The organism is Sulfitobacter sp. OXR-159 (assembly GCF_034377145.1).
Taxonomy (GTDB): Bacteria; Pseudomonadota; Alphaproteobacteria; order Rhodobacterales; family Rhodobacteraceae; genus Sulfitobacter.
The window spans coordinates 1,522,887-1,539,254 of record NZ_CP139707.1; the positions used below are offsets into that span (position 1 = coordinate 1,522,887).

Here is a 16,368-nt window from a genome sequence, read left to right on the forward strand (position 1 = left end):
TCTTTACACAGGCGGGTAAAAATGAGAACAAATGGGCAACAAAGATAAGGAGGTACTGATGATGACTTACACTGCCCTGAAATCTATCGCCCTCAGATCGCAGGCCACATTGCTGCAAGATGCAGCAGGGGCCGCCGCTTTGATCGTGATGCTGGTCGTTGGGTTACATCTGCCCGCCTTTATCTGAGTTCTGCCAAAGGCTCTCATGCCGCTTTGTCTGCTGCATCCGTCCCAATTTGATGCACCGACTTGCCTGTCCGCGTCGGCCTCTGGCAAAGCGGGTCCCAACATGAGGAACGCCGACTGACGCCGCCATCCTTCGCAGGATGTGCGGCGTTTTTTTTGTTGAATATTGGGGGAGGTGGGCTGCGGCAGGCTGCGCTTAGCGCTCGCCAGCTTCCGCCGGGGCTTCGGCCTGTTGCATCGCCTCTGTCAGCGCCTCGATGCTAAGCATGATGGAGGCATGGCGGTTTTTATAGGCCGAGGCAGGGGTTAGCACTTCGAAACCGTCAAAGGGAGCGTCCGGCACTGGCCCTTCGCCCTTGAGCATGGCGCGCAGTTGATCGCGGGCAGTTGTGATCTGCGTGAGCGAGGCACCGGGTGCTGCACCGCCCACAACGGCCGCAGCCGCTTGCCCCAGGGCGCAGGCTTTCACGTCCTGTTTCATCTCGGCCAGACGGCCTTCCTCAACGCGCACATCAACCGTTACGGTCGAACCGCACAGTGGCGAGCGGCGCTTCACGCTGGCCTGCGGGGCCTCCATCCGGCCCAGATGCGGGATCTCTGCGGTAAGCGCCAAGATACGCGCGGAGTAGAGCTTGATGAGGTCCGTCTCATCCGACATGGGCTGTTCCTTTTCGTGCTGAAACCCTACATAAGCGCCGCAGAGACAGATGCAAATATTTCCACGAGGTGCCCGATGACTTTCGATCCTGCAAGCCTTCAGTTCAACGAGGCGGGCCTGATCCCCGCCATCGCGCAGGACGCGGAGACACATGAGGTGCTGATGCTGGCCTGGATGAGCGCAGAGAGCATCGCGCGCAGCCTTGAGACGGGCAAGGTCACCTATTGGAGCCGCTCGCGGCAGGCGTTCTGGGTAAAGGGCGAAACCAGTGGCCATGTGCAGAAACTGGTTGAGATGCGGATCGATTGCGACCGCGATTGCCTGTTGGTGCTTGTGGACCAGACTGGTCCCGCCTGTCACACTGGGCGGCGCAGTTGCTTTTACACCGGGATCCAGAATGGTGAAGAAGTCGAACTGATGAGGCCTGTGGATTAAGTCCGCGCGCTAAAGCCCTACCATAGAACGAATATCCTCGGGCGTCATTCCATTCTCACGGTAGAGCGCGATGGCGCGGGCGTCATCGCGTTTGGCGAGCCGTTTGCCGCCGTCATCCCGGATCAGCCGGTGATGGTGATAATGCGGCGTTGGCAGGTCGAGCAAAGCCTGCAGCACAACATGGATATAGGTCGCCTCAAAAAGGTCGGCCCCGCGCGGGACCAGCGTGATCCCCTGCGCGGCATCGTCGAGCACGACGGAAAGGTGGTAGGACGTGCCCATGTCGCGCCGGGCCAAGACCACATCACCGACCGTGACAATAAGCTGATCCGGGGAGAAGGTGACCGCGCCGGTTTCAGCATTCGGGCCATGGCCGTTTTCAGTGAAGCTCAGCGCGCGATTGCCCAAAGAAGCCAAAGCTTTACGCATATCAAGCCGCAGCGCGCCGGAGGCTTTTGGATGGCCCGCGTTACGGCAGGTGCCGGGGTAGATCAGGCCGTCGGGGCCATAGACGGGCTCTGCGCCCTCCTGCGGGGCGCTGGTGGCCGCGGCGATGTCGCGGCGGTTGCAAGTGCAAGCATAGACGAGGCCGCGCGCCCAGAGGTCATCAAGGGCACCGCGGTAGGCCGCCATCCTGTCGGATTGGCGCATCACGGGGTGCGGCCAGTCAATACCAAGCCATGCGAGGTCTTCGTAGATCTGCGCCTCCCACTTGGGTCGCGCGCGGGATTGGTCGATATCTTCGATCCGCAGCAGGAACTCTCCCCCCGCTGCTTTGGCCAGATCATGGGCCAAGAGTGCCGAATAGGCGTGGCCAAGGTGCAGCGGACCGGTCGGGGATGGGGCAAATCTGGTGGTAAGTGTCAATTCTTTTCAATCAGATAGACGGTAGACTTCAGGTCGATGCCGGGCAGGTGCGGGCCTTCCTCTGCAAAGAGCAGGATCGCCGCACCGCAGTCGGTCCACTCATGAATCATACCCAAGGCGCCGCGATCTTCGAGCGCCTTTTCGTTAAGCGAAAACAGAAGTTTACCGCCCTTTTGTAATCCATGCATCAACGTGTCGAACAATGTGATCGGCGCGGCTCCGGGACCGATCACGCCAATGGCGCTGATCGCCTCATAGGTGCCGGGCGCGAAGGGAAGGGGGGCATCAACTTCGAGCTCTAACAGATTGCGGTATATATCTTTTTTTCGAGCCTCTGCTAGCATGGCGGCAGAGACATCGCCGCCGTCTATGGTGGTGAAGCCCGCTTGTTTTAGGGCCGCGCCAGACAGCCCTGTGCCGCAGCCGATATCGAAGATCGGGGCGTCTTTGTCATCCAGAAATTCAGCGAGCGTGGCGGCGGCGCGGTCGGGCGTGGCATAGCCCTGCGCTTTGATATCCTCGTCGTAGCTGCCGGCCCATTCGTCATAAAGGCTGCGGATCACCTGTGTGTCCCGCGCCGCGTAGGCTTTGTCGAAATAATGTTTTGTCATTCCCCTAGGATATGGGGGATGGGCAGGAGGATCCAGTGTTAACCCGGGACGGGTTAACCTTGATCAAGCCATGCCTGCCAATCTGCCTTGGCGCGGTCGGTATAGGCTTTGTAGCGGTCTTTGCGCCCGCGACGGCCCGATTTAAGCCCTTCGACCGGCGGAAATAGGCCGAAGTTCACGTTCATCGGCTGAAAGGTTTTCGCATCCGCCCCGCCGGTGATGTGGGTAATCAGCGCGCCCATGGCAGTGCTGTCGGGCGGGGTTGGCAGGCTGCCGCCCTTGATCTCAGCCGCGGCCATGCGACCCGCGAGCAGGCCCATCGCGGCGCTTTCGACATAGCCTTCGACGCCGGTGATCTGCCCGGCAAAGCGGATATTGTCGCGGCTGCGCAGGCGCATTTGGTCGTCAAGCAACGTGGGCGAGTTGATGAACGAGTTGCGGTGAATGCCGCCGAGACGGGCGAAACGCGCATTTTCCAGACCCGGAATTTGTTTGAAAACATCTGTTTGCGCGCCGTACTTCATTTTGCTCTGAAAGCCGACGATGTTGTAAAGCGTGCCAAGCTTGTTGTCGCGGCGCAGTTGCACAACGGCATGGGCTTTGACGTCGGGCTGGTGTGGGTTGGTCAGGCCAACCGGCTTCATCGGGCCATGGCGGAGGGTCTCGCGGCCCCGTTCGGCCATCACTTCAATGGGCAAGCAGCCATCGAAATAGCCTGCCGTCTCGCCTTCGCGGAATTCGGTTTTGTCAGCCTCTAGCAGCGCGTCGATGAAATCGTCGTATTGCTGCTTGTCCATGGGGCAGTTGAGGTAGGCGGTGCGCTCTTCCTCGGTTTCGCCCTTGTCATAGCGCGACTGCATCCATGCTTTCGACATGTCGATACTGTCGAAATAGACGATAGGCGCGATGGCGTCGAAAAAGGCAAGCGCTTCGGCCCCGGTTTCGGCTGCGATAGCCTCGGCCAGCGCGCCAGAGGTCAGCGGGCCGGTGGCGATGATCCATTTGCCGTCTTTTGGCAGTTCGGTGATTTCGCCATATTCGACGGTGATATTGGGGTGTGCGAGCAGCGTGTCGGTGACGGTCTGCGCAAAGGGGTCGCGGTCTACCGCCAGTGCGCCGCCAGCGGGCAGGCGGTTTTTGTCGGCGCAGGCCATGATGAGGCCATCGGCGGCGCGCATTTCCCAATGCAGCAGGCCCACGGCATTTTGCTCGTCATCATCCGAGCGGAAGGAGTTGGAGCAGACCATCTCGCCCAGAAGCCCGGTTTGGTGGGCAAAGGTTTCGACCTTGGGGCGCATCTCGTGGATCACGACTTCCACGCCCGCGTTCGCCGCTTGCCAAGCAGCCTCTGATCCGGCCATGCCGCCGCCGATGATGTGCAATGTATCTGTCATGGGGGCGATGTAGGGCAGGGCGGGTTCGCGCGCAACAGGCAAGAGCGGGGGCGGGCTGATGCGCGCTAAAATATCGCGGCACGCGCGCTTGGCCGGGCATGGTTTTGGGGTCGCCGCTGCGGGAATGGTCGGTCAGTGAGAGGCTGACCCGGAGGGACCTTCCGCCGTCGGCGACCCAAAATCATTAGGGTTTCTGTACCCTAATATAACAGTGCCCCGATTTTGCCAGATTTGCCAGCCCCTGCGTGGCAACACTGTTGCGCAAATTTGGAAACAATCACTGCTGCCAGTCGGGCGCGCGCTTTTCCAAGAAGGCGTCGATGCCCTCGCGGGTGTCAGCCTCAAGCATATTGCGCACCATGATGTCGCCGGTGAAGTCGTAGGCTTGGTCGGTGGGCAGATGCATCTGTTGATAGAATGCGCCTTTGCCGTGGGCGACGGCGGTGCCGAGTTTGGCGGCGATCTTTTCGGCTAGAGCGTTAGTCTCAGTAGCCAGCTGCTCGCCCGGCACGGCGCGGTTGATCAGGCCCAGTTCTGCAGCGCGGGGGGCTGAGATGAAATCACCGGTGGTCAGCATCTCAAACGCTTGTTTGCGCGGGATGCTGCGGGTCAGGGCGACCATGGGGGTTGAACAGAAAAGGCCGATGTTCACGCCGTTGACGCCAAAGCGGGTGTCCTCGGCGGCGATGGCCATGTCGCAGGTGGCGACAAGCTGGCAGCCAGCGGCGGTAGCGATGCCGTGGACTTGGGCGATGACGGGCTGCGGCAGGCTTTGGATGCGGGCCATGAGGGCGGCGCAGCGGTCGAAGAGGTCTTTGAAGGCGGCGGCTCCGCCGTCCTCGGCTTGGCGCATGGCAGTCATCTGGCGCAGGTCGTGGCCCGCGCAAAAGGCTTTTCCTGCGCCCGACAGGATAATGACACGTGTTTGCCGGTCTTCGGCCAAGGCGTCGAGTTTGCTGTGCAGGGCGGCCAGCATTTCGTCCGACAGTGCGTTCAGCCGCTCGGGTGCGTTCATGCGCAGGTGGGTCACCGGCCCTTGTGCCGTAACGTCAAGAATTGTCACCTTGCCCTCCCAAGCTGGTCGCGCCAACGTTACGCCGAGGACAGCAGGGAGGACAAGTATGGCCGTGGTGATGGATGCAGAGGCGTTGGAAGCCTTTATGCGGGAGGTGTTTGATCAGGTGGCGGATGATTTCGCCGTGGATCACGTCGCCGAGAATGAGATCACCATGCGTCTGTTGACCAGCCGCCGCCATCTGCGGCCCGGAGGGACGGTGTCGGGCCCGTCGATGTTCGCGCTGGCGGATGTGGCGGCCTATCTCGCGACGCTTGCGATGATCGGGCCCAAGGCGCTGGCGGTGACGACGAATTGCTCGATCGATTTCATGCGCAAGCCGCTGGCGGATGTGCCGCTGGTTGCCCATGCCAAGCTGCTTAAACTGGGGCGGCAGTTGTCGGTGACGGATGTGCTGATCTATTCCGAAGGGTCGGATAAGCCGGTGGCGCGGGCGAGCCTGACCTATGCGATTCCGCCTGCGTCGATGGGATAAGGAGGGCCAGCGCCAGCCCGCCGGGACGGGCAGCCGATGGCCCGGCGCCTGCGGTTTGATACCGGGCTGTGGATCGACCCGAACGCAATAAAAAAGGGCCGGGCAAACCCGGCCCAGGAAGAGGTCTGGCGAACGCCACAGGGAAGTTACGCCTGCCAGAACACGCGGGAAGCCTCGGCTGAGGCTTGTTCCGGTGTAAGTCCCGCATCATCAAGCTCCCACGGCTCAAGCGCTGCAAGCGCGAGGCGGGTGCGTCGGCGGGCCGCCCATGTGGTCACGACCGCCGCAAAGCGCAGCGCGATCACTGCAGGGACCGGCAGGGCGCGGTATGTCATCAATGTCATTGCATCAGCGCTAAGAGGGCGAGCCTGTGTCATGGGGAGAACTCCTTGAATTTGTATTGGCGAAAATGTATTGACACAAAGTGTAGAAAGCCTACAGGTACAAGGGTACAAAGTGCGATACAATTTGACCACAGGAATATTGTAATGGGTACAATTTGGCAGCCAACCCTCGCCGAAGGGCAGGGACCGAAGTACAAACTCGTCGCCCTCACGATCCGCGAGGGGGTCACATCCGGTGCACTGGCCGTGGGGGACAAGCTGCCGCCTGTGCGCGAGCTAGCGTGGCAATTGGGGATCACCCCCGGCACCGTGGCGCGGGCCTATACCATTCTTACGGACGAAGGTTTGCTGGAGGCCGAGGTCGGCCGGGGCACTTTTGTCGCCCCGCCGCAAGCCGCCATTCGCGAAGATGTCTGGAATCGCGAACAAGATAGCTGGATCAAAGAGTTAGAGATCTCCGATACCGATGCGGTCAGCCTTTTTAGCCCGCGCTTACCAGACATGGGGCAAGTGGCCCTGATCCGCAGCGCTCTGCGGCAGGTGGCGGATGTGCCGGGCGAAGAATTGATGAACTATCCCACCCGCGATGCCTATGCCCCGGTGCGCCAAGCGGTGGTCGACTGGCTGTCGCATCTGTCCCTCGGGCCGCTGAGCGAGCGCGACGTTGTGCTGTCACACGGCGGGCAAAGCGCGATTGTATTGGTACTTCAGGCCATCTTGTCGGGGCCAAAGCCGGTGATGCTGGTCGAAGACCTCTCCTACGCCGGGTTCCGCCGGGCTGCGGAGGTGCTGCGCGCCGAAGTGGTTGGCGTGGCGATGGACAAAGACGGCGTGTTGCCCGAGGCGTTGGACAAGGCCGCGCGCGACAGTGGGGCGCAGGTGTTTTGCACCACGCCGGAGGTGCACAATCCAACCGGCAGCCACACAAGCCTCGAACGGCGGCGCGCGCTGCTGGAGGTCGCCAAGCGGCACGGGTTAGAGATTCTGGAGGATGATTGCTACCGCATGGGCTCTGCCCGCGCGCCGAGCTACCGCTCGCTCTGGCCGGAACATGTCTGGCACGTCTCTTCGATTTCAAAGGAACTGACCCCCGCGCTGCGTGTCGGCTTTGCGCTGGCCCCGGCGGGGCGCTCGGCGGACCTGCGGCGGGTGGCGGAATACGGGTACTTCGGCCTTGCCCGCCCTTTGGCCGAGGCGACGCGGATTCTGCTCACCGATCCGCGGCTGAAGGGCATCTGTGCCGACATCCGCGAAAGACTGGCGGAATATGTCGAGGTCGCGGTCAACCATCTGGGCGGGCATGAATTGCAATGGTCGCGTGACGTGCCCTTCTTATGGCTGCACCTGCCGCCGGGTTGGCGCGCAGCGGGCTTCTGCCGCGCGGCAGAGGCGCAGGGCGTGCAGATCCGTTCCGCCGATGAATTCGCCCTGCGCGATGGCCGCGCGCCCCATGCGGTGCGCATCGCGGTGAACGCCCATGTCTCTCTGCGCTCATTTGAGGCGGCGATGCAGCGGCTGCGCTGTCTCTTGGACAATCCGCCAGAGCAGATCAGCGTGTAGAAATATGGGGTATTATTATACCTAAATCATAAGCCACTGATTTTGCTTACGTAATCCGTGATTGCTGCGCTTGACCCGGCGATGCAGGTGGTTATAACCCCTCCATCAGACACCGGGCGGGGATTCCTCGTTCCGACCAACCTTAAACGGGAATTCATCCATGAAAACCTTTTCTGCGACACCGGCAGATATCGACAAGAAATGGATCATCATCGACGCCGAAGGCGTCGTGCTGGGCCGTCTCGCTTCGATCATCGCCACGCGCCTGCGCGGCAAGCACAAGCCGTCCTTCACACCGCATATGGATTGCGGCGACAACGTGATCGTCATCAACGCCGACAAGGTGCAGATGACCGGCAAGAAGCGCGAAGAGCACTTCTACTGGCACACCGGCCACCCCGGTGGCATCAAGTCGCGCACCAAGGCACAGATCCTTGAGGGCGCGCATCCTGAGCGTGTTGTGACCCAAGCGGTCAAGCGCATGCTGCCCGGCAACCGCCTGAGCCGCCAGATCATGACCAACCTGCGCGTCTATGCAGGTAGCGATCACCCCCATGAGGCGCAGAGCCCCGAAGTTCTGGATGTTAAATCCTTGAACAAGAAAAACACGCGGAGTGCATGAGCATGGCTGACGAAATCAAATCCCTCGACGGTCTCGAAGCAGCCGTGACCGAGAACATCGGCGGCGTGCAGGGCACCGAAACCGAAATGACCCCGCGTGAGCCGGTTCGTGACGAACTGGGCCGCGCCTATGCCACCGGCAAACGTAAAGACGCGGTCGCCCGCGTTTGGATCAAGCCCGGCTCCGGCAAGGTTATCGTGAACGGCAAGCCGCAGAACGAATACTTCGCGCGCCCCGTGCAGCAGCTGATCCTCGCGCAGCCTTTCGGCATCACCAACACCGAAGGCCAGTTCGACGTGTTCGCAACTGTCAAAGGCGGCGGTCTGTCCGGTCAAGCGGGCGCGGTTAAGCACGGCATCTCCAAGGCGCTGCAGCTTTACGATCCCTCCCTGCGCGGTGCGCTGAAAGCGGCAGGTTTCCTGACCCGTGACAGCCGCGTCGTCGAGCGGAAGAAATACGGTAAGGCCAAAGCGCGCCGGAGCTTCCAGTTCTCCAAGCGTTAAGCTTACCGATCAACTTTGCGAAAGGGCTGCCCTCCGGGGTGGCCCTTTTTCGTTGGGGGCGGGCAGTGGGCATGGCTGGCCACGGGGTCATGAGAAAAGGCCGCTGCGGTTTCCCGCAACGGCCCTTGGTCAAGATCAGGGATGATCCCTTGCGGGATTAGCCGCCGATTTCGTAGCTCACGGTGAAGCCCAGAACGCCGTCACCATCGTTGGTGTCTTCGTAGAGCGCTTCAAGGCTGACGCCATCGCCGAAGTCATAGACGGCACCGCTTCGGCATAGATATTATCATCGCGGTCGCTGTTGCCGATCAGGCCAACGGCGGTCCAACGCTCGGACAGGGGCGCCTCGAACGCCACTTCTTGATCGCTTTCGCCATTGTCGGGGTCGATGATCACGGCGAATGCGCCCGTCACGTCACGGCCAACAGGGAAACCCAACGTCGCGGTGATTTCTTCGCCGTGGTCTTTGGACCCAATCAGCCAGGCGTAGTGCCCTGACCAAAGTCCGCGCCATAGCCGAGGTCGACTTCGATTTCGACATCATCTGTGGGGTCTTGGTACAGCGAAGTCGCGCTGAGACCAGTGTGGAAGCCGCCGTAGGTCAGCTCAACGAAACCTTCGACCTCGTTGTCGAGGTGGTCAAAATCGTCCGACGTGTTGAAAAGTGTCGCAGCGGAAACGCCGGCGGTCCAGCCAATGGCCGATACGGCGGGACGGTCTTCGATCACCGGGTCAAAGCCCGTGGTGATGTTGTCCTGCGCATAGACGGCAGAAGAGAGCAGTCCAGCGGTGATGCCGAACCCGATAAGGTGTTTGATATTCATGGCATTTGCCTAGTTTTGGACCGTGACTTGTCGGAGACTGGCGAGGTCTGGTTGTGAAGGTCTTTCGGATATGCCCGCCATGGGGGAGCCGCAAGGACCGTCTACGCATAGCTGGCATGCGTTATAACATAACATTGGGAATGTCGCTAAATTCGCCCAAGGGTTTGGTTTTTCTGCGCCTTGCGGTTCCGGGCGGGGGGGAGGCTGCCTATATCAGGCGGAACACAGGAGACAGACATGCAATATTCGGTTCTAGACCTTGCCCCGGTGCCCGAAGGGTCAGACACCGCCACCGCCATCGCCAATTCCGTCGCGTTGGCCCAATTGGCCGAAGCCAAGGGCTATCACCGCTTCTGGATGGCTGAGCATCATAACATGCCGGGCATCGCCTCGGCGGCGACATCGGTTTTGCTGGGGCATGTGGCGGACCACACGCAGGATATTCGCGTTGGGGCGGGCGGGGTGATGCTGCCCAACCACGCGCCTTTGGCGATTGCCGAGCAGTTTGGGACCTTGGCGGCGATCCATGGCGACCGGATCGATTTGGGGCTAGGCCGTGCGCCGGGCGGCGATCAGGCGGTGATGCGTGCCATGCGGCGCGGCATGAGTGGCGGCGATCACTTCCCCGATGATGTGGCCGAGTTGATGGCTTATCTGGGTGACGCCGATCCGCGCTCGCCCGTCCGTGCGCATCCGGGTGAGGGGACGCATGTGCCGATCTGGATCCTCGGGTCCTCGCTATACGGTGCGCAACTGGCGGCGCATTTTGGGCTGCCTTATGCCTTTGCCTCTCACTTTGCGCCCGATGCGTTGGAGGAGGCCACGGCCATCTACCGTCGTGATTTCAAACCTTCCGAAGCCTGCCCCGCGCCGCGCTTCATGCTCGCGGTTAACGTATTCGGCGCCGATACGGATGAAGAGGGCGCCTATCTGCGCACCACCATGCAGCAGGCATTCGCCCGTCTGCGCACTGGCCGCCCCGGCAAGCTGCCACGGCCGGTGCGTGACATAGACGCCGAGATTGGCGCAGGGATGCGGCAGGGGGTGGATCATGCGCTGCGGGTGTCCGCCGTGGGCAGTCCTGAAACCGTGAAACGTCAGCTAGAGGCGATGATCGCGCAGCACCGCCCGGATGAGTTGATCCTGACCGGGCAAATCCACGATCACGCGGCGCGGTTGCGCTCGTTTGAGATTGCGGCGGATGTGATGCAAGACATGAGGGTGGGTCAGTGAAAGACGGCCCGGAAATAAGTCCTGTCCCGTAAAGAACTACAGGATGCGCCAGATTACATCTATTCTTACTATTTTAGGATCTTCTAGGTAGTGAAATGCATTGTAACGAACTGTGACTTGGTCAACCACTGTTGTCCGTTCAATGCAGTTCGGTAGCATGATTTGGGATCCTGGTCTCAGACTTCGTCCGAATGCTAATTCAGACGGTGTCTGCAATTTGGTTAAGATAGGCATCTCTCATCTCCTTGTGGTGAGAATCAGAGATTAAAGGCTTCGATGATACCTGTGCGGCAGATCGACCGTCACTCGTCGGGGCTGACCAATCCCAGCCCGCGCAGGTAAATCCCGATCCCGGTTTCCAGCAGGTCGTCTGCTGGGAAGGGCGAGGCGCGGCCGGGGGAGTTGCGGGCGAAAAGTTCGACCACGCCGTGGCTCATCGCCCAGATATGGGCCGAAAACATCGAAGCCGGCGGGCGTTTGTCTGCCGGGATATGCTGGCTGAGGTCGGATGCTGCGCGCTCCAGCACGCCATTGGCGCGGTTGGCGGCATGGGCCAGTTCCGGGGTGCGGTTCACCGAGATGCCGGATTCGAACATGGCGATGTAATGGCCGGGGTATTTGCGTGCGAATGCCAGATAGGCGCGGCCCGTGGCCTCGAAGGCTTTGAGGGCTGAGGGCTGGCCGGATTCGTAAGCAAATTCCATCAATTCGGCAAAGATATCATAGCCTTGATGCGCGGCCTCGGCGATCAGGTCTTCGCGGCCTTCGAAGTGGCGATAGACTGCCGCCGGGGTGACGCCCGCGCGTTTGGCGGCCTCGGAGAGGGTAAAGCCCGTGGGGCCGCGCTGTTCGATCAACTCAAGTGCTGCGTCGATCAAGGCTTGGCGCAGGTTGCCGTGATGATAGCCGCGCTTAGGCATCCCAGATGTCCGGCCCGCCGCAAATCTCGTCGTCGATCTTGCCAATCGCTTTGGCGTCTTTCTGGGGGTAGTCGAAGCGGTTCAGCAGGTGGCGCATCGCGGCCAGTCGGGCGCGGCGCTTATCGTCGGATCGGATCACCGTCCATGGGGTCTCATCTGTATGGCTGCGCAGCAGGGTCTCGGCGATGGCGCTCGAATATTCTTCCCATTTGGCAAGACCTTTGACGTCGATCGGGCTGAGCTTCCATTGCTTCAACGGATCGGATTCGCGCGACAACATGCGGCGCAACTGCTCGGCCCGGCCCACGTTGAGCCAGAATTTGATCAAGTGAATGCCATCTTCGACGAGCATCTGCTCAAACGGGGTGACTTGTTCAAAGAAATGCGCGCGCTGTTCGGGGGTGCAAAAGTCGAAAACCTTTTCCACCACGCCGCGATTGTACCAAGAGCGGTCATAAAATACCATCTCGCCCGCCGTGGGCAAGTGTTTGATGTAGCGTTGGAAATACCACTCACCCTGTTCCGTCTCAGTCGGTTTTGACAGGGCGACGACACGGGCAGAACGGGGGCTTAGGTTCTCACGCATACGGCGGATGGTGCCGCCTTTTCCGGCGGCGTCGCGGCCCTCAAAAACCATGACCACCCGTTGGCCGGTCTCACGCACCCAAGATTGCAGTTTGACCATTTCGATCTGGAGCCGTTCGTAGTCGCGCTCATAGGTCTTGCGCGAAAGGCGCTCGTCATGCGGGTAGGAGGGCGAGAGGATGTCATCCTTGTCGGCCCGCTGGATCGCTTGGCGGATGTCCTCGGGGGCGTCATTGTCGAAAAAGGCGCTGATTGCGCCGTCAAAGGGCAGGTCCATGGGCGCTCCTTGCGGGTTGTTCTTGTTTCAATATGGGATGTTAAGGCGCTTAACGCAAACCCGCACGGGTAGCGGCGCGGTCGATTGTGTCGACCACGGCCTGCGGGTCGGCATGATGGGGCATATGGCCCATGCCGGGCAGTCGGGTGAGCGCGCCGTTCGGGATGTCTTTGATCAATTCCTCGGCGTGGATATGCATTGGCACAATGGTATCGGCATCGCCGTGGATGATCTCGACCGGCATGGTCAGATGGTCATATTGTGCGGCCATTTCAACCACATGGGGGCGAAGCTGGTGCACCTGCTGGGCGTTGGCGCGGCTGGCGCTGCGGCGCAGGGTCAACCCGGTGCCGATGTGTTCGGCATAACCTTCGGGCGCGGTCTGCGGGGCAAAGATCGCCTCAATACTGCTTTGCACCACGCTTTCGGGGACAAAGGCGGTGACGGCGGGGATAAAGAGCGCACCACCAAGCCGTGAGGCGCTGACGTTGTAAAGCCAGCCCAGCCCGCCCGGCCAAGGCTCTGACACGGCAGAGACAAGCACCAGTGCGGCGGTGTCTTTGGGCCGCTGCACCCCCCAAGCCAGCGCCACGGCCCCGCCAAAAGAGTGGCCCAGCACGATGGGGTTTTCGACGCCAAGCTGGTCGGCAGCCTTTTGCAGCAGCGCGGCCTGCTCTTGGGGCGATTCCCCCAGCGGGTTCCACGCGCCGCGCGCACCGGGCAGGCGGGCGGTATAGCCCATGCCGGGGCGGTCGAACATGATGACGCGGTAGCGATCACTCAGCCGTTCCGCGAAACCCATGGTGAAATCACGCAGGTTGCCGCTGGCCCCGTGGATCAACACCAGATCCGGCCCGCTGCCGATAACCTTGGCATGGACCGGCAGGCCATCCACCGTGATGATCTCGCCCTCGGGCGGGTGGCTGGCCTCGGCCCGCGCCTCATGCCGCGCGGCGCGCCATTGGACAAGCGCCACCAGCAGCGCCAGCCCGAGCAGAAGGGCAAGCAGCAGTTTAATGGCCAATCTCATTCATATCGAAGGGGGTGGTTTGGTATATCTCGTTGATCCAATTGCCATAAAGCAGATGCGCGTGGCTGCGCCAGCGGTTCACCGGGGTGCGCGATGGGTCATCCTCGGGGTAGTAGTTGCAGGGCACGTTGATCGGCACGCCATTCTCAACGTCGCGGTCATATTCCTGCTTGAGCGTGTCGCGGTCGTATTCGAAATGGTTAAAGACATAGAGCGCGCGGTGCGCGGGGTCTTCGATCAAACAGGGGCCGACTTCATCGCTACCCAAAAGCGTGGTGAGGCCCGCGTGCGTGTTCACTTCGTCTTGGCGCATCTCGGTCCAGCGGGAGACGGGCACGGTGCAATCGTCCGAAAACCCGCGCAGATAGGGCGAGGCGGGCGCAAGGTTGCGATGGCGGAAACAGCCGAAAGCCTTGTCGGGCAGGATGTGTTTCTTGACCCCATGAAAATGGTTGATCATCGCCATGCCGCCCCAGCAAACGCCAAAGGTGGAGTGGATGTTGGTCTGGGTCCATTCCATCACCTCGCCCAATTCGTCCCAATAGGTCACCTCGTTAAACTCAAGATGCTCAATCGGCGCGCCCGTGATGATCAGCCCGTCGAATTTCTCGGCCTTCATCTCCTCGAAGGGGCGATAGAAGCTTTCCATATGTTCGGCGGCGGTGTTGCGGGCTTGGTGATCGGACATACGGATGAGGCTCAGTTCGATCTGCAAGGGGGTGGCCCCGATCAGCCGGGCGAACTGGTTCTCGGTCTGGATTTTCTTAGGCATCAGGTTCAGCAGCGCGATGCGCAGCGGGCGGATGTCCTGCCGCGATGCCAGTTCCTCGTCCAGCACCATGACCCCTTCGTTGCGCAGAACGTCGAAGGCGGGCAGGCGGGAGGGGATCTTGATGGGCATGAGACAGGTCTTTCAGGGGGTAGCCAGTGCAGTCAGATAATCTTGGACGGGGCGGGTTCAACCGCCCGCGGGCAGGTGGCGGGCGATGAGATCGGTAAAGTCTTCGGGAGCGTTCAGCGCGTCGATGTCGGCAGGGGTGATGGTGACGCCCCATTTGGACATCGCCTCATATCGCGGTTGGCGGTGTGACAGGGCAGCGGCATAGGTCCAGCGGATGAAATCGTCGGGGTTCACCGCGTCTTCGGTTATGTTCTTTTCGGCCAGATAATCGGCCCATGCCCGGGTAAGGAATTCGGGCTGATAGGCCATCGGTTTGGGCGCTTTGTCGAAACGGCGGATGAGTTCCTCGGTATGGGCCTCGTCGCCCTTGATCCAGACCAGCAGGCATTCCTCGGCCAATTGCTGCAACAGCGGATCGTAGGGGTCTTCGGGGTCGACCCATTCGCAGATCGAGCCACCGGTGTCGCAGATGAAATGCGGATAGCCATAGAGCGCCTCGGCGCGGGTGGCGAAATAGGCGGTGTCTTCCAGGGCGCTGATCTCGGCCCGACGGAAGGCCTCTTGGCGTTTGGCGTATTCCGCCATGGGCAGGCCGCCGCGCGACGGATCGCCCGGCTTGCCTAGCCACGTGGCCACGGGCGATAGATTGTCGAAGGTGATATTGGACCCGATGTAGATGCTGTCGCTGAGCAGCAGATCGCGCAGGAAGGGCACCTTCATCGCCTCGGCTTTGGCGTTGTCGGCGATCAGTTCGCCCAGATAGCGGGTGCCGATACGGTAGTCGATGGAGTAGTGAAACCAATCTCCGCTGGCGCGCAGCAGGCTGGACAGATGGGTCTTGCCCAAGCCCGACATGCCAAAGATCAGAACTTTGCGGCGCGGGGCCGCGCGCCAGTCATCAGCCGTGGGGTAGAGCATGGGTCACCAAGGTTAAGTGCTTTCTTTGCCCTGATTACCCCAGTGTTTGACAAGACGCCAGATGCGGCCATCGAGCACCAGAAGGCCGAGCGCCAGCAAGGCAAAGCCGCTGTAGGCGGCAGGGCGCAGGGTTTCATCGCGCAGCCATGCGCCCAGCAGGATCGCGACGGGTGCGACCAGCAGCGTGACCAGCATCAGGTTGCTGCTGCCCGCCATGCCCAGCACCCGGTAATAAAGCAGATAGGCCAGCGCCGTGGCAGCCAGCGCGTAATAGGCAATGGCCATGAGCGTGGCCGGGGCAAGGTCGAGCGTCAGCGGCCCTTCGACCACCCATGCCAGCGGCAGCATGATCAGCGTGGCCCCTGTCAGCATCCCGGCGGCGGCCAGTTGCGGCGGCTGGTCCGGCAGCAGTTTGCGCGCGCAGACACCCGCCATGGCATAGGACATCGCCCCGCCCAGCACGGCAAGCTGCCCAAGGCTGCCGAGGTCGAAATTCGTGAGGTTTTCCAACCCGATGGCGGTGCTGACCCCGGCAAAGCCAAGGCAGACGCCAATCGCCTTGCGCGGGGTGATGCGCTCATCCGCGAGAAAGATCGCGGCGGCCAGCACGCCAAAGATCGCCGTGGCGGCATTGAGGATTGAGGTCAGGCCAGAGGGGATATGCAGCTGCCCCCATGCCATCAGCGAGAAGGGGATCACATTATTCAACAGCCCCATCAGCAGGAAGGCCGCCCAGATGCGCGGATCGCGCGGCAGCGGCAAGCGCATAACGGCGACCGCTCCCCAAAGCACCAGCATTGCCCAGAACACCCGATGCGCGACTGAGGTCAGCGGCCCGATCTCATCCAGCGCCACCCGCACGGCGACAAAGGACGCGCCCCAGAGCAGAGCGAGAAAGCCCATTTCAATCCAAGCGCGCGGGGGGATGGTTTTCTGTGTGATCATGGCTT

At 61.3% G+C, this 16,368-nt stretch carries 21 protein-coding genes; 7 read left to right on the plus strand and 14 right to left on the minus strand.

The window, feature by feature from the left end:
* Window positions 1-58: 58 nt before the first annotated feature.
* Window positions 59-187, plus strand: a complete 129-nt coding sequence (locus T8A63_RS07850) for a hypothetical protein (RefSeq protein ID WP_259944545.1) — start codon at window positions 59-61, stop codon at window positions 185-187.
* 195 nt (window positions 188-382) lie between these two features.
* On the opposite strand, the gene T8A63_RS07855 is transcribed toward T8A63_RS07850, so the two are convergent.
* Window positions 383-844 carry an iron-sulfur cluster assembly scaffold protein gene (locus T8A63_RS07855; protein WP_132443293.1) on the minus strand — a complete coding sequence of 154 codons (462 nt, stop codon included), beginning with the start codon at window positions 842-844 and terminating at the stop codon, window positions 383-385.
* Window positions 845-919: 75 nt separating this feature from the next.
* Here T8A63_RS07855 and hisI point away from each other — a divergent pair, with 75 nt between their 5' ends.
* Complete coding sequence (gene hisI / locus T8A63_RS07860) at window positions 920-1,279, plus strand: phosphoribosyl-AMP cyclohydrolase (RefSeq protein ID WP_322345447.1); 360 nt, start codon at window positions 920-922, stop codon at window positions 1,277-1,279.
* Window positions 1,280-1,288: 9 nt separating this feature from the next.
* Here the strand turns inward: hisI and gluQRS are convergent, their stop codons facing one another.
* From gluQRS to T8A63_RS07880, 4 genes are all read right to left on the minus strand, one after another.
* Window positions 1,289-2,146, minus strand: coding sequence for a tRNA glutamyl-Q(34) synthetase GluQRS (gene gluQRS / locus T8A63_RS07865; protein WP_322345448.1), 858 nt, complete (start codon window positions 2,144-2,146; stop codon window positions 1,289-1,291).
* Complete coding sequence (locus T8A63_RS07870) at window positions 2,143-2,757, minus strand: class I SAM-dependent DNA methyltransferase (RefSeq protein WP_067623898.1); 615 nt, start codon at window positions 2,755-2,757, stop codon at window positions 2,143-2,145. Before T8A63_RS07870 ends, gluQRS begins: the two co-directional genes overlap by 4 nt.
* Window positions 2,758-2,810: 53 nt before the next feature.
* A complete protein-coding gene (gene trmFO / locus T8A63_RS07875) occupies window positions 2,811-4,151 on the minus strand; it encodes a methylenetetrahydrofolate--tRNA-(uracil(54)-C(5))-methyltransferase (FADH(2)-oxidizing) TrmFO (RefSeq protein ID WP_322345449.1) in 1,341 nt (446 codons plus the stop codon).
* A gap of 277 nt (window positions 4,152-4,428) precedes the next feature.
* The gene (locus tag T8A63_RS07880) at window positions 4,429-5,214 is read right to left on the minus strand and encodes an enoyl-CoA hydratase (protein WP_322345450.1); all 786 of its coding nucleotides are present in this window, start codon (window positions 5,212-5,214) and stop codon (window positions 4,429-4,431) included.
* A gap of 58 nt (window positions 5,215-5,272) precedes the next feature.
* Here T8A63_RS07880 and T8A63_RS07885 point away from each other — a divergent pair, with 58 nt between their 5' ends.
* Complete coding sequence (locus T8A63_RS07885; protein WP_067629887.1) at window positions 5,273-5,701, plus strand: PaaI family thioesterase; 429 nt, start codon at window positions 5,273-5,275, stop codon at window positions 5,699-5,701.
* 146 nt (window positions 5,702-5,847) lie between these two features.
* Here the strand turns inward: T8A63_RS07885 and T8A63_RS07890 are convergent, their stop codons facing one another.
* On the minus strand, window positions 5,848-6,045 hold the full coding sequence (locus tag T8A63_RS07890) for a DUF1127 domain-containing protein (RefSeq protein WP_322345451.1): 198 nt from the start codon (window positions 6,043-6,045) through the stop codon (window positions 5,848-5,850).
* Window positions 6,046-6,189: 144 nt separating this feature from the next.
* Between T8A63_RS07890 and T8A63_RS07895 the strand changes: the two genes are divergently transcribed.
* The 3 genes from T8A63_RS07895 to rpsI all read left to right on the plus strand — a co-directional run bounded on the left by T8A63_RS07895 (window position 6,190) and on the right by rpsI (window position 8,730).
* Window positions 6,190-7,605 (plus strand): PLP-dependent aminotransferase family protein, encoded by a 1,416-nt coding sequence (locus T8A63_RS07895; protein ID WP_322345452.1) that lies wholly within the window; start codon window positions 6,190-6,192, stop codon window positions 7,603-7,605.
* Between the two features lie 160 nt (window positions 7,606-7,765).
* Window positions 7,766-8,227 carry a 50S ribosomal protein L13 gene (rplM, locus tag T8A63_RS07900; protein ID WP_067629878.1) on the plus strand — a complete coding sequence of 154 codons (462 nt, stop codon included), beginning with the start codon at window positions 7,766-7,768 and terminating at the stop codon, window positions 8,225-8,227.
* Between the two features lie 2 nt (window positions 8,228-8,229).
* Window positions 8,230-8,730 carry a 30S ribosomal protein S9 gene (rpsI, locus tag T8A63_RS07905; RefSeq protein WP_067629875.1) on the plus strand — a complete coding sequence of 167 codons (501 nt, stop codon included), beginning with the start codon at window positions 8,230-8,232 and terminating at the stop codon, window positions 8,728-8,730.
* Between the two features lie 177 nt (window positions 8,731-8,907).
* Here rpsI and T8A63_RS07910 read toward each other — a convergent pair whose 3' ends face one another.
* Together T8A63_RS07910 and T8A63_RS07915 are read right to left on the minus strand one after the other, a co-directional pair.
* Window positions 8,908-9,168 carry a hypothetical protein gene (locus T8A63_RS07910; protein WP_322345453.1) on the minus strand — a complete coding sequence of 87 codons (261 nt, stop codon included), beginning with the start codon at window positions 9,166-9,168 and terminating at the stop codon, window positions 8,908-8,910.
* A 38-nt stretch (window positions 9,169-9,206) separates the two neighbouring features.
* On the minus strand, window positions 9,207-9,554 hold the full coding sequence (locus tag T8A63_RS07915) for a hypothetical protein (protein ID WP_322345454.1): 348 nt from the start codon (window positions 9,552-9,554) through the stop codon (window positions 9,207-9,209).
* Window positions 9,555-9,791: 237 nt separating this feature from the next.
* Between T8A63_RS07915 and T8A63_RS07920 the strand changes: the two genes are divergently transcribed.
* Window positions 9,792-10,787, plus strand: a complete 996-nt coding sequence (locus T8A63_RS07920) for an LLM class flavin-dependent oxidoreductase (protein WP_322345455.1) — start codon at window positions 9,792-9,794, stop codon at window positions 10,785-10,787.
* A 302-nt stretch (window positions 10,788-11,089) separates the two neighbouring features.
* Here the strand turns inward: T8A63_RS07920 and T8A63_RS07925 are convergent, their stop codons facing one another.
* From T8A63_RS07925 to T8A63_RS07950, 6 genes are read right to left on the minus strand one after another with little or no spacing between them, the layout of a single operon-like run.
* Window positions 11,090-11,707, minus strand: coding sequence for a TetR/AcrR family transcriptional regulator (locus T8A63_RS07925; RefSeq protein ID WP_067629863.1), 618 nt, complete (start codon window positions 11,705-11,707; stop codon window positions 11,090-11,092).
* The gene (gene ppk2, locus T8A63_RS07930; RefSeq protein WP_322345456.1) at window positions 11,700-12,569 is read right to left on the minus strand and encodes a polyphosphate kinase 2; all 870 of its coding nucleotides are present in this window, start codon (window positions 12,567-12,569) and stop codon (window positions 11,700-11,702) included. Before ppk2 ends, T8A63_RS07925 begins: the two co-directional genes overlap by 8 nt.
* Before the next feature lie 49 nt (window positions 12,570-12,618).
* A complete protein-coding gene (locus T8A63_RS07935; RefSeq protein ID WP_322345457.1) occupies window positions 12,619-13,599 on the minus strand; it encodes an alpha/beta hydrolase in 981 nt (326 codons plus the stop codon).
* Window positions 13,583-14,500, minus strand: a complete 918-nt coding sequence (gene metA / locus T8A63_RS07940; protein ID WP_322345458.1) for a homoserine O-acetyltransferase MetA — start codon at window positions 14,498-14,500, stop codon at window positions 13,583-13,585. The genes T8A63_RS07935 and metA overlap by 17 nt, the downstream gene beginning before the upstream one ends.
* A 57-nt stretch (window positions 14,501-14,557) precedes the next feature.
* Window positions 14,558-15,418: an ATPase gene (locus T8A63_RS07945; RefSeq protein WP_322345459.1), complete on the minus strand. Its 861-nt coding sequence runs from the start codon at window positions 15,416-15,418 to the stop codon at window positions 14,558-14,560.
* Window positions 15,419-15,430: 12 nt separating this feature from the next.
* The gene (locus T8A63_RS07950) at window positions 15,431-16,363 is read right to left on the minus strand and encodes a DMT family transporter (RefSeq protein WP_322345460.1); all 933 of its coding nucleotides are present in this window, start codon (window positions 16,361-16,363) and stop codon (window positions 15,431-15,433) included.
* Between the last annotated feature and the right edge of the window lie 5 nt (window positions 16,364-16,368).